Source organism: Flavobacterium poyangense, from assembly GCF_011751075.1.
GTDB classification, from domain to species: Bacteria; Bacteroidota; Bacteroidia; order Flavobacteriales; family Flavobacteriaceae; genus Flavobacterium; species Flavobacterium poyangense.
In genome coordinates this window covers 1,156,424-1,169,610 of sequence record NZ_JAALLN010000001.1, presented here as the reverse complement: position 1 = coordinate 1,169,610, position 13,187 = coordinate 1,156,424, and the positions used below count along the sequence as shown (strand labels likewise).

General features: G+C 36.1%; 9 protein-coding genes. 4 read left to right on the top strand and 5 right to left on the bottom strand.

Annotation, left to right across the window (positions count from 1 at the left end; translation table 11 throughout):
* Nucleotides 1–405: 405 nt before the first annotated feature.
* Both G3A47_RS04790 and gldA read right to left on the bottom strand, forming a co-directional pair.
* A complete protein-coding gene (locus G3A47_RS04790) occupies nt 406–2,529 on the bottom strand; it encodes an outer membrane beta-barrel family protein (protein WP_166920907.1) in 2,124 nt (707 codons plus the stop codon).
* 650 nt (nt 2,530–3,179) lie between these two features.
* Nucleotides 3,180–4,076: a gliding motility-associated ABC transporter ATP-binding subunit GldA gene (gldA, locus tag G3A47_RS04785; protein WP_166920905.1), complete on the bottom strand. Its 897-nt coding sequence runs from the start codon at nt 4,074–4,076 to the stop codon at nt 3,180–3,182.
* Nucleotides 4,077–4,225: 149 nt separating this feature from the next.
* Here gldA and G3A47_RS04780 point away from each other — a divergent pair, with 149 nt between their 5' ends.
* Together G3A47_RS04780 and G3A47_RS04775 are read left to right on the top strand one after the other, a co-directional pair.
* The gene (locus G3A47_RS04780) at nt 4,226–4,807 is read left to right on the top strand and encodes an outer membrane beta-barrel protein (protein ID WP_166920902.1); all 582 of its coding nucleotides are present in this window, start codon (nt 4,226–4,228) and stop codon (nt 4,805–4,807) included.
* Between the two features lie 95 nt (nt 4,808–4,902).
* Nucleotides 4,903–5,598, top strand: coding sequence for a type 1 glutamine amidotransferase (locus G3A47_RS04775; protein WP_166920900.1), 696 nt, complete (start codon nt 4,903–4,905; stop codon nt 5,596–5,598).
* A 98-nt stretch (nt 5,599–5,696) separates the two neighbouring features.
* On the opposite strand, the gene metE is transcribed toward G3A47_RS04775, so the two are convergent.
* On the bottom strand, nt 5,697–8,021 hold the full coding sequence (gene metE / locus G3A47_RS04770; RefSeq protein WP_166920898.1) for a 5-methyltetrahydropteroyltriglutamate--homocysteine S-methyltransferase: 2,325 nt from the start codon (nt 8,019–8,021) through the stop codon (nt 5,697–5,699).
* Nucleotides 8,022–8,177: 156 nt separating this feature from the next.
* On the opposite strand from metE, the gene G3A47_RS04765 reads away from it, so the two are divergent.
* Nucleotides 8,178–8,639 carry an Lrp/AsnC family transcriptional regulator gene (locus G3A47_RS04765; RefSeq protein ID WP_166920896.1) on the top strand — a complete coding sequence of 154 codons (462 nt, stop codon included), beginning with the start codon at nt 8,178–8,180 and terminating at the stop codon, nt 8,637–8,639.
* A gap of 87 nt (nt 8,640–8,726) precedes the next feature.
* The gene (locus tag G3A47_RS04760) at nt 8,727–10,073 is read left to right on the top strand and encodes a deoxyguanosinetriphosphate triphosphohydrolase (RefSeq protein ID WP_166920894.1); all 1,347 of its coding nucleotides are present in this window, start codon (nt 8,727–8,729) and stop codon (nt 10,071–10,073) included.
* A 246-nt stretch (nt 10,074–10,319) separates the two neighbouring features.
* Here G3A47_RS04760 and G3A47_RS04755 read toward each other — a convergent pair whose 3' ends face one another.
* On the bottom strand, nt 10,320–11,324 hold the full coding sequence (locus tag G3A47_RS04755) for a DUF3078 domain-containing protein (protein ID WP_166920892.1): 1,005 nt from the start codon (nt 11,322–11,324) through the stop codon (nt 10,320–10,322).
* 44 nt (nt 11,325–11,368) lie between these two features.
* Complete coding sequence (locus tag G3A47_RS04750) at nt 11,369–13,150, bottom strand: 1-deoxy-D-xylulose-5-phosphate synthase (protein WP_166920890.1); 1,782 nt, start codon at nt 13,148–13,150, stop codon at nt 11,369–11,371.
* Nucleotides 13,151–13,187 lie beyond the last annotated feature (37 nt).

Sequence of the window (13,187 nt, the reverse complement as noted above, 5' to 3'; positions counted from 1 at the left end):
TTTTTGATCTGTTTTGTGTTAGTTGTGAAAGTCTTTTGAAAGAAGTAAAATTCTCTTCAAAAGGCTTTTTTATGTAGTATAATCTAGTAAGGGATATTGCGGTTTTTTTGCCACAAATTACACGAATTTACACGAATTGTTTTGCTTTTGCTGCGAACTCAATTGTTGAGTGCTAACTATGAATCAGAAAAGGATTATAAGGATTATTTATAAGTTTTTAAAATTTAATTCGTGCAAATTCGTGCAATTTGTGGCTAAGATTTTTTTTGCCGCTAATTTCATGATTTTTTTGTTTTTACTTCGGCAGTTATAGTCAAATAAAAAGGGAGGCTTACTTTCAAAAACAAAAGAAATCCCATAAGACCAAAATGTTTTATGGGATTTCTAGAGGCAAAAAAGGTAGTTTTAGATTCTGTAGGTGAATGCTATTGTGGCAATTCGATTATCAAGATCGTATCTTTTATCGATGCTTGTTTGTCTGATAACCGAATTGATATAAAAGTTATTGGTATCGAAAATATCAGTGACATTAAGTTTGATACTTCCTTTGTTTGCCAGTACCTGTTTAGAAATTCCGATACTCAAGTCAAAAAAACTGTCACGTTCGTAAATACCAAGATTTGATTTCGATTGGTATTGTGCATTTATTTCCGCTTTCCAGCTTTCCGTAATCGTAAACGAATTCTGAACACTCATGTTTAACGTTACTATAGGATCGATTTTTTCCGTGTTTAAAACGTTCCCCATAAATTTATTTTCAAAAACATTAAAAAGAGTATTCACAGACCACCATTTGCGGATTTCGGACGTATTGGTAATATTTACCCCGTAATTATAGGATTTGTCTACGTTAATCTGCGAAGTCACAGTAGTGTTGTCTGCCGGATTGTAAACATAAACTTCGGTAAAAACGTCTTTTGTTTTGTTGAAATATACGGTAGCCATAAAAGCGCTTTTCCAGGCATAACCTATTTCTGCTGCATGCGTTATTTCAGGAATTAAATTCGGATTTCCCTGTGAATAGTTAAAAGAATCATCATAAAAACGGAACGGGTTTAAATCAAACTGACTTGGTCTGTTGATTCTTTTACTGTATGAAGCGTGCATAGAATGATTTTCGGTGAATTCATATTTTAACGAAAGGCTTGGGAACCATTTCAAATAATCGTCTTTATGCTCTTCATTCATGGTTTTTTGCAGGATATTTATTGCCGTATATTCTGTTCTTATTCCTCCCTGAATATTTAATTTTTCCAGCTGGTATTTGTAGTTGGCATATGCGGCATAGATCTGTTCTTTGTACTCAAAATGATTGGTAGAATTGAGGTCGACTACCCATTGATTGTTTTCGGAATATTCGTAAACAGAAGGGTTGTCGTTGTTTTTTATGCTTCCTTTAAAGCCCCATTCGATAGACTCTTTTTCTCTTAGAGGGTTGTTAAAATCAACTTTTCCTGTGAATACTCTTAACTGAGAAGGGATAAAACCTCTGCGATCCTTAATTTCAGTATTTATGGCCGGATCTATATTTTTGGCACTTTGAAATTGATTGGATCTGAATTTCGATGTTTCATATTCAAAATCAAAGGACATCGTTTTGCCTTCGGTATTGAATTTATGAGTTCCGGAAAAAGCATAGGTATAATCATTCCATTTTTCTTTGCTGTCGTTATAGGTGGCAGCATCAAATTGCAATTGATTCATGGCGTTAAGCAATGTATTTCTACCATCTGCTATATTTTCATAACGGCCAATTTTGGCATCAACATACACCTCTAAATTTGTTTTGGGAGAGATTTCATATTGTGTTCCAATTTTAAAATTGTTTGATGTAAGAGGTTCATCAGTGACAGAAGTTTGGTAGTTTTTGGAAGAAACTGTTTGTCGGGTTTCATCTGTATATTGCAGCTGATTGAATTTTTTGCGTTCCTCTTCTCCTCTAAAAGTATAGCTGTAGTTACCGTAAACACCCCATTTGTCTTTGTTGTAGTTTAAGTTAAATCCGGAATTGGTTCTGTTTTTTCGTCCTCTGGCATAACTGGCAAAAGCAGTTCCCTTTAATCCTGATGAATTTGGTTTTTTAAGTACAATATTGATGATCCCGGCTTTTCCTGTAGCATCGTATTTTGAAGAAGGATTAGTAATAACCTCGATCTGTTTGATATTGGAAGAGGCAGTAGATTTTAAGTAATTGGCAAGTTCTTTTTGCGAAAGCTGCGTCAATTTGCCATTGATCATAACAGCAACGCCTTGTTGTCCTCTTATCGATAAATCGCCATCCTGAGAGACTACAACACCCGGAGCACGTGATAAAACATCTAAGGCAGTTCCTCCTTCTGAGACGATACTGTTTTCGACATTAAACACAAGCCGATCTGATTTTTGGGTATATAAAACCTTCTTTTTGGTGATTACAATTTCTTCTAAAGCATTTATAGTGGTTTCGACTACACTATCTTTTTCTTTTTCGGTTTGCGAATAGCTGTATACCGAAAAAGCAAGCATAAGGGAGGTTATAATATTTTTCATATTACGTATTTATTTAAAGGATATTAAAGGGGTTTTTAAACTCAGGGAGTTCAAAAACAGCGTAAATCAAGTGCTAATGAGTGCGTTTTATTTTAAGATAATCTCTTTCAGTAGGATGTAGATCTTTTTCTGAAAGCGTAATATCTGTTCCGGTAACAGATAAGAGAAGTTTTTGATAGAGGGAATTGAAAGAGGCATTGGACTGTTTTTTGAAATTTCAATTCTCAAAGATAGTATTATTTAAAACAAGTCTAAATAAAAATAAAATAAATTTCTATGTAAAAAAAGCAATTGTCTGAAGGTTAGTTGCTTTTAAATAATCAGATTCAAAAGTTGCAGGTTTTGTACGATATTTCGTCTCTTGTGAAAAAATGTAGTTTGTTTTAACCGCAAAGGGTGCAAAGGTTTTACGTAAGGTTCGCAAAGGTTGAAGGTGACTTTTTACGTAAAGCTTTGCGAACTTTGCGTATGGGAAAGCAAAAAAATCTTGCGCCCTTTGCGGTTAAATAAACACAAAGCAGGCTAAGATTTTTGCCTCTCCATAGTTTTCGTGTTGCCCGGTCTTAAAATCGAAAAAAAAATCGCCCTATAAATTAATAGAGCGATTTTTCATGTATTTGCAGATCAAAGTATAAACTGAGATTGAGAACTTATTTGGTAATCTCTCTAAACACAGCTTCCAGATTTTTATTTTTTTGATTCAGTTGTAGTGTTTTTAGGCCATTCGCGTTAGCAAAATCAAAAAGGGCAGGGCGCATGTCTTTTTCGGTAATAAAAGTAAGTTCCCAGATCATGTCATGCGTATTAACATAAGAACTGATGTTTTCCAGTTTGGCAAGTAATTGCGGCTCCACCTGATAGTCAAATTCTACTTCAATTACCTGTTGTTTGTCCTCAGAAATTAGTTTGTCTAGTTTTTTATCCGCTACAATCTGCCCTTTGTCAATAATTATGACACGATCACAGATCGCTTCCACTTCCTGCATGATGTGAGTTGACAGGAAAACGGTTTTATTTTTTCCGACGTTTTTAATTACATTTCGAATTTCCATTAACTGATTAGGATCCAGACCGGTAGTAGGTTCGTCTAAAATCAAAACATCCGGATTATGAAGCAAAGCATTGGCAAGTCCCACGCGTTGGCGGTATCCTTTTGACAATTGTCCTATTTTTTTATGACTTTCGATTGTCAGTCCTGTCAGTTCAATAACTTCTTCGATTCTTGCTTTTGCTACCTGATAAACATCAGCGTTAAAAGCCAAATATTCACGAACATACAAATCCAAATACAAAGGATTGTGCTCCGGCAAGTAGCCTATAGAAAGTTGTACTGCCTTGGTGTCTGTCATGACATCATGACCATTTACAAGGGCTGCGCCACTATCGGCAAGTAAATAAGTAGTCAAAATTTTCATCAAAGTAGATTTTCCGGCTCCATTTGGACCAAGAAATCCGACGATTTCACCCTTTTCAATTGTAAAAGAAACTTCATTAAGCGCTTTTTGTGTTCCGTAACTTTTTGATATACTGTTTACTTCTATCGACATAACTTTTTATTTGCTACAAAAGTAAACAGAAATAACTTTGATTGCTAAAAATTATCTTTCAAAGAATTCTTAAAATAAATATAAAACCGAGCAATGACGGCATCGTTCTTGCTTAAGGGACAATACAATTTAAATTAAAAACCCAAATTATGAAAAAAATTTTGATTGTCGCTGCATTAGCGATAACTAGTTTTGTAAGCGCGCAAAAAGGAACAGTATTAGTAGGTGGAAGTATCGGTTATGCTTCAGAAACTAGAGAATTTGCAGGTGATGAAAGAAAAGAAAGTGAATTTCATTTCTCTCCTAGAGTAGGTTACCAATTCAACGACAACTGGACTGTTGGAGGTGAATTTACAGTGGCTTCTTCAAAAGATGATCAAGGAACTACAGAATACAAAACAAACAGCTCTAAATTTGGAGCATTTGTACGTTATTCAGTGCCATTGAGCCAAACTTTCTCTGTTTTTGCTGATTTAGGAGCAGGTTTCCAAAATCAAACAGACAAAAGAATTGATAACAACGGTTTTTCTTCAAAAGCTAAAGCTGACGGTATGTACGTAGGTGTAACTCCAGCTCTTTTTATCAATATGAAAAAAGGATTCGGTCTTAACTTCAGTATTGGTGGTTTAGGATACGAAACATTGAGTTATGACAATAACGGAGCAGATGTTAATAAATTCTACTTTAACTTTGGACAGACATTTAACATTGGAATTTCTAAAAATTTCTAATTTTAAGTTAATTTTCAATTATAAAAAGCACTCCAATCGGGGTGCTTTTTTTGTATTTTTGAAAAACAAACTTCCATTAGATAACAAAATAGATTATGGCGCAAATAGTAAATATCCATTGTTTACAACACGTAGACTTTGAAGGTTTAGGTTGTATGGAAGAATGGATTGCAATCCACAATCATAAGTTAACTTATACCCATTTATATAAAGGAGAAACACTTCCTGATTTAGCAGAGATTGATGTTTTAATCGTGATGGGTGGTGAAATGAGTGTTCACGATGAGGCTGATTTTCCCTGGCTTAAAACAGAAAAGAGATTCATAAAAGAAGCAATTGATCAAGGTAAAAAAGTAATCGGAATTTGTTTGGGAGCACAATTGATTTCCCATGTTTTAGGCGGAGAAGTTTCGGCAAATAAAGACAAAGAAATTGGTTGGTATCCTGTTGAGGTTGTTGCTCCTGAATTACCGATCTTAAAAAATGTTCCATCGGTTTTAGAGGTGTTTCACTGGCATGGAGAAACTTTTTCAATTCCTGAAAATGCGATTCGTTTATTTCAATCTGAGGGCTGTTACAATCAGGGATTTTTGTATAAAGAACAGGTTTTAGGATTGCAGTTTCATTTTGAAGTTACAAACGAAACGATGCGTGAAATGGTCTTAGCAGGACAAAAGGAACTAATAGAAAATAAGTACATTCAGTCTTTAGATACTATTTTGAATACTACTGCATTTATAGAGCAAAACAATACAATTATGTTTGGGTTTTTAGATTATCTGATACAATAAAAGATAAAACCAACAGCAGTGAAGTCGAAAGAAATCATAACTACAAGATTTTCGACTCCACTTGTTGGCACTAAAAAACAAAAATATCCAAATTAAAATTATAAAGTAATTTCGTTTTCAACTGCAGCTCTCATTCCCTGAGCAGCAGCAACCATCTCAATTAAAGCTTTTTTAGTTTCATCCCAATGACGTGTTTTTAAACCACAGTCAGGATTTACCCATAATTGATCTACCGGAATTACAGCGGCAGCCTTTTCTAATAGTTTTACCATTTCCTGGCTGGAAGGCACACGAGGAGAGTGAATGTCATAAACGCCCGGGCCAATTTCGTTCGGATATTTAAAGTCGGCAAAAGCATCTAATAATTCCATTTGTGAACGGGAACATTCAATGGTGATTACGTCCGCGTCCATATCGGCGATATTCTGAATGATGTCGTTAAATTCGCTGTAACACATATGCGTGTGAATCTGCGTGTCATCTTGCACACCGCTGGCAGAAATTCGGAATGCTTTAACAGCCCAATCCAGATAGGCGGCCCATTCTTCTTTTCTCAACGGAAGTCCTTCGCGAATGGCAGGTTCATCAATTTGAATGATTTTAATTCCTGCTTTTTCCAGATCCACCACTTCATCACGAATGGCCAAAGCGATTTGTGTACAAGTTTCAGAACGAGGCTGATCATTACGAACAAAAGACCATTGCAGGATAGTAACAGGGCCTGTTAACATTCCTTTTACCCATTTTGGACTTAAAGATTGCGCAAATTTTGCCCATCTTACCGTCATAGGGTTGGGTCTTGAAACATCGCCATAAATAACCGGTGGTTTTACACAACGGCTACCGTAACTCTGAACCCAGCCATTTTTAGTAAAAGTAAATCCGTCCAGTTGTTCTCCAAAATATTCTACCATGTCATTACGCTCAAATTCACCGTGAACCAAAACATCAATTCCGGATTCTTCCTGAAAACGAATGGTTTCTTCGGTTTCTTTTTCCAGTAAAGCATCGTATTCGGCTTGTGTTAATTCGCCTTTTTTAAATTTAGCTCTCCAGCTTCTGACTTCGGCAGTTTGTGGGAACGAACCAATGGTAGTGGTTGGAAATAAAGGCAGTTTTAAAGCTGCAATTTGTTTTTGACGACGTGTTGCAAATGTATTCTGCCTTTGATCGTCACCTTTTTTGATTCCGGCAACACGATTTTTAACAACTTGATTGTGAATTAATGTTGACGTTTTACGGTTTTCGTTCGCAAATGTGTTTTCTGCAAATTCAGCAGAATTGTTACGATCTACTTCATTAGTGGCAAATTGTTTTAATAAAGTAATCTCTTCGATTTTTTGTTTAGCAAAAGCCAGCCATTGCTTAATTTCAGGAGTCAGGGTTTTGTCATTGGTCTCTAAATTTAAATCACAAGGAGAGTGAACCAAAGAGCAGGAAGGAGCTACAAAAACTCTGTCTGCACCCAAAGCGGTTACCGCTTTCTCGATGATAGCCAAAGATTTTTTGAAATCATTTTTCCAGATATTACGTCCGTCAACAACTCCTAACGAAAGGTTTACGTTTGCTGCCAGCTGACCGGATTCTAAAATATCGTCTAATTGAGAAGGACAACGAACTAAATCTAAATGGAAAGTGTCAACCGGCAAAGCCAAAGCAGTAGCTAAGTTTTCTCCAAAACAATCAAAATAGTTAGCAAGAATGATTTTGATATTCGGGAAGCGTTTGTTGATTTCGTTGTATACTTTCGTGAAAGTATCGCGCTCCTTGTCAGTCAGATTCAACGCCAAAAACGGCTCGTCTAATTGAATGTATTTCGCTCCCAGAGCTTCTAATTTTTCTAAAATTTCGAAGTAAACCGGCAGTAAATTTTCGATAAGATCGATACGATTAAAACCGTCTTCTTTCTCTTTTCCTAAAAGTAAGTACGAAATAGGCCCAATTAAAACCGGTTTTGTTGCGATTCCTAAAGCATTAGCTTCTTTAAATTCAGTAATTATTTTTTCTGAAAACAAAGCAAACTTTTGATTTTTAGTGAATTCAGGAACAATATAATGGTAGTTGGTATCAAACCATTTTGTCATTTCCATAGCTACAACATCCTGTCCGTTTTTCTGTGCACCTCTTGCCATAGCAAAGTACAAATCGATAGAAGAGTTTGATTTTGCAAAATCGTTATAACGTTCCGGGATCGCTCCTAAAGTCAGGGTAAGATCCAGTACCTGATCATAAAAAGAGAAATCATTAGAAGGAATTAAATCTACTCCGGCTTCATGTTGCAATTTCCAGTTGGTACGACGAATGTCTTTTCCGGCTTCGACTAGTTCGTCAACCGAAATTTTTCCTGCCCAATATAATTCGCTGGCCTTTTTTAATTCCCGATTGCTGCCAATTCTTGGATAACCTAAGTTGTTTGTTTTCATTTTGATTCAGTATTTTTTACGGAACAAATTTATATCATTGGATTATAATACTTAGATTTGGGTTTTATTTCAGTGAATTGTATTTTTAAAATAGGTTTTTAAAGATTTTATTACTGATGAATTCTTTGAAACGAACCTTTAGCCGTAAAAATTACTATGGAAAACTTAGACAAAACCGATTTACAGATCCTCAGACATCTTCAGGAAGACTCCAATATCAATACAAAAGACTTGGCTGCGAAGTTATTTCTGACCGTTACACCTGTTTATGAACGTATAAAAAGATTAGAACGCGATGGCTACATCACAAAATATGTGGCGTTGTTAGACAAGAAAAAAATGAATTGCGGGATGACTGTTTTTTGTAATGTCCGATTAAAAGAACATGCAAAAAACGTAGGAAGTAATTTTGTAAAAGATATCGTAGCGCTTCCCGAGATTATTGAATGTTACAACATTGCGGGCGACTATGACTTTATGTTGAAAATTTTAGTTCAGGATATGGCTAGTTATCAGGATTTTGTAATGAACAAATTATCGACTATCGAGAATATCGGAAACACCAACAGTATTTTTGTGATGGGCGAAATTAAATACAGTACGGCGTTGGAATTTTAATAGATGTTAACCACTTCAAGAAAGTCCTAAAATTAGCGTATTTTTGGCATTCGATTTAATATCTAAAATCCACAATCTAAAATTACAATGAACTGGGAACAACTATTATCACTCAAACGCCAAGGCGATACCAGCAAGAGATTACGTGTAGAACAAGATGATACCCGCTTAGGTTTTGAGGTAGATTATGACCGAATTATCTTTTCGGCAGCCTTCAGATCATTGCAGGATAAAACGCAGGTAATTCCGCTTTCTAAAACCGATTTTGTGCATACCAGACTAACGCACAGTTTAGAAGTTTCCGTTGTCGGACGCTCATTAGGACGTTTGGTGGGAAAAAAAATCATAGAAAAATATCCACATCTAAAAGAGGTTCACGGTTATCACATGAACGATTTTGGCGCTATTGTGGCGGCTGCTTCTCTGGCGCATGACATTGGGAATCCGCCCTTTGGACATTCCGGTGAAAAAGCCATTGGAGAATATTTTTCAATCGGAAAAGGGCAAAAATACAAAGAACAACTAACGGCTAAAGAATGGCAGGACCTAATTGATTTTGAAGGAAATGCCAACGGATTTTCGGTACTGACCGCCAGTCGTCCGGGAATTGAAGGTGGTTTAAGAATTTCGTATGCTACTTTAGGCGCTTTTATGAAATACCCAAAAGAAAGTCTGCCTAAAAAACCAACGTCAAACATTGCCGATAAAAAATACGGGTTCTTCCAGTCCGATAAAACTTTTTTCGAAGAAGTAGCCAAAGACATGGGAATGATTGCCAATAAATCCGGAGAGGATATTGGTTTCGAAAGACACCCATTGGCCTATTTGGTAGAAGCGGCAGATGATATTTGCTACACGATCATAGATTTTGAAGACGGAATAAATCTCGGATTAGTTTCTGAAGATTATGCCTTAGAATATTTAATCAAATTGGTAAAAGACAATATTGGAGTCGCCAAATACCAAACCTTAACGACAAAAGAAGACAGAATCAGTTATTTGCGTGCTTTAGCTATCGGAACGTTGATTAATGATGCCGTAAATGTTTTTGTTGAAAATGAAGAAGCAATTCTGGCCGGAAAATTTCCGTTTGCTTTAACAGACAGAAGTAAATACAAAGCTCAGATGAAAGACATTATCAACTTAAGTGTCGATAAAATCTATCAAAGCAGAGAAGTTATCGAGAAAGAGATTGTAGGGTACCAGATTATTCAAACCTTGCTGGATAAGTTTATTACAGCTTTCAATAATGACTATGACGGAAAAGCATCCAATTACGATAAATTATTGCTAAAAATGCTGCCCGAAAAACATCGTTTAGAGAAAACGAATTTATACGATCGTTTGCTTCACATTTGTCATTATGTTTCTCTTTTAACAGACGGAAATGCATTGGAATTATTCGAAATGATTAATGGCAGAAAACCGAATTAATTAATTCAGGTTAGATGTTGGTTGTAAAACGTGAAATGTAAAATGTGTTATGCCGATTAGAAAGGGCGTATGCTTTAATTAACGGGTTTTTTTGCCTTTAGACGAAGCGATTGAATCTGGATGAATTGTTAATGTATTTCAGTGATCCGATGCAACAATATGTTCGCACAAAGTAAAATAGTAATCAATAAAACAAAACTTATTACTTCTTACATTTCACATTTTACAACTAGCAACTGGAATTAATTATTGAAAAGCATAAACAAGACCCACACCTAAAACCTGTCTCAGCTGAGCCCTTGGGCCATCGTTAACCTGACTTGTTGTACCGGTTGTCGGGTCTGTAAAGTCTTTCTTTACTTTAATGTCATCGTCGTAAATTAAGTGAATACCGATATTTGCTTTTACATAAGCATTAACTACAAGATCTAAACGAGTGTCGTAATCGATATCAACATTTCCAAATTTGTTCAGATAGTCTGTATATAAACTTAGCCTGTTTTCGTAAAAAATGTTTTTAAAGATTTCATTTTTCATGTAACCGGTAAGTAAAATACCGAATTCAGCTCTTACCTTTTCTCCTCTTTCTACTAGAATTTTACTTTTGGGATCAAGTGGATCGGTAGCGTAGACCGCTTTTTTCACTCCAAAAGATCCTTGATCGGCTAAATACTGATCTAGTACTAAAGTGGTTTTTAATGTAATCGGTGAGAAATAAAAAGTTCTGTTTTTTGCCTTATTCGAATTTTCTGCTCCGGCTCCCAGAAAGATATAAGCCGGTGCAAAAGGTTTGGAAATAGCTATGTCTTTGTTCGGATAATTGTAACCGTTTGTAAACTGAGTATTAAAATTAAACTTAGCAGAATAATACCAATTAGATAATGTATCTTTTCTGAAACCATAAGTAGAGTTAAATAAAAGTGCATCGTCTGTTTTTCTAAGCTCTGTACCGTCTTGTTTGTTTAAGCCGTACTTAACGATTAACTCGTTAAACCATTTGTGATTTCTTTTGATATAAGTTCTTGCAAATTCGCCTTTAAATAACCCCGAGATAGAACTCGTTCCCCCTGCATTCCAGTTCACGAAAGCAATTTCAGAGATATCAAAACCAAGCTGATTTTTTTTGGTCCAATTCGAAGGTGCCTTCGGAATCTGATTGGGCTCTAAGGTAGTTTTGATGATACTTTGAGCAGAAATGGTAGAGGTAAAAGTAAAAAGTAAAAAGTAAAAAGAGAATTGGAATAATTTCATTAGGCTAAACTTTTGGTTTTTTTGGCTTCGCAAAATAATTCTTTTCAATGATTTGAAAAAAGTTTTGTTAAATTTTTAACGTCAATTTTACACAATTGTTGCAACTCAAGGACGGTTCCGTGTTCGATAAATGTGTCAGGGATACCTACTATTTTTACTGTAGTATTGAAATTATTTGCTGCCGCAAACTCCAAAATGGCACTTCCGAAACCACCGTTTATGGTACCGTCTTCAATTGTGAAAATAGTGTTGAAAGTGTTGAATATCTCTAGCAATAGGGTATTGTCTAGTGGTTTAATGAATGGAAAATCATAGTGTGCAATTTCATCGGCATTAGAACATTCATTTAATGCTGCGCTTACATTATTACCAATAGTTCCGGTCGAAAGTACAGCTGTTTTTGTTCCTTTTTTGAGGCAATTTGCGGTGCCGATTGCAATACTTTCATACTGTCCGAAATTTTCTACTTTCCAATTTGGTAAAACTCCTTTTCCTCTCGGATATCGAATGGCAATTGGATGATTCAGCCCCAACTGTGCGGTATAAAGAATGTTCTGCAATGCAATTTCGTTAATTGGTGCATAGACAATCAGGTTCGGAATCGATCGCAGATAAGCAATGTCAAAAACGCCGTGATGCGTCGCTCCGTCTTCGCCAACTAAACCGGCTCGGTCTAAACAAAAGATCACAGGCAAATTTTGTAAAGCCACATCATGAATCACCTGATCATAAGCCCGTTGTAAAAAAGTCGAGTAGATATTGCAATACACGATCATTCCCTGCGTGGCCATTCCGGCTGCAAGGGTTACAGCATGTTGTTCTGCAATTCCAACATCAAAAGCACGCTCCGGAATTTCATCCATCATAAACTTCAGAGAACTTCCTGATGGCATCGCCGGTGTGATGCCGATAATTTTTGGATTCTTTTTGGCTAAATCCAGAATTGTTAAGCCAAAAACATCTTGGTATTTAGGAGGCTGATTTTCTTCCGATTTTAAATGAATTTCTCCCGTAGAAGCGTCAAATTTTCCAGGCGCATGATACTTGACCTGATTCTCTTCGGCCTGCTGTAGGCCTTTGCCTTTTGTGGTGACTATGTGAAGGAATTTTGGACCTTTTATTTTCTTTAAACGATTGAGCTCTTTTATCAGTCCGATTAAATCATGACCATCGATTGGGCCTGAATAATCAAAATTCAGAGACTTAATCATGTTGTTCTTCTTCGGATTTTTTCCCTCTTTTACTGCGGTAAGATATTGTTTAAGAGCACCAACACTGGGGTCAATCCCGATCGCATTATCATTTAGGATTACCAGTAAGTTAGCGTCTGTTACTCCGGCGTGATTTAAACCTTCAAAAGCCATTCCTGAGGCGATAGACGCATCACCAATTACGGCAATATGCTGTTTGTTGATTTCGCCCTTTAGGTTAGAAGCAATGGCCATTCCCAATGCGGCAGAAATAGAAGTAGAGGAATGCCCTACACCGAAAGTGTCATATATACTCTCGCTTCTTTTAGGAAAACCAGAAATACCGCCAAGCTGTCTGTTGGTATCAAAGTTTTCTTTTCTTTCGGTAAGGATTTTGTGTCCGTAGGCCTGATGTCCAACATCCCAAACCAATAAATCTTCGGGTGTGTTAAAAACATAGTGCAAAGCAATTGTAAGTTCAATAACTCCTAAACTGGCACCCAAATGTCCTTCTTTTACCGAGACAATATCAATGATAAAATCACGTAATTCTTTAGCCAATTGTGGTAATTGAGTTTCGTCAAGTAAACGTAAATCGGCCGGATTGTTTATGTTGGAGAGTAAATTGCTTTTCATTTTTCTATAAAAAACAAATTTACGGTTTTAAAATTAA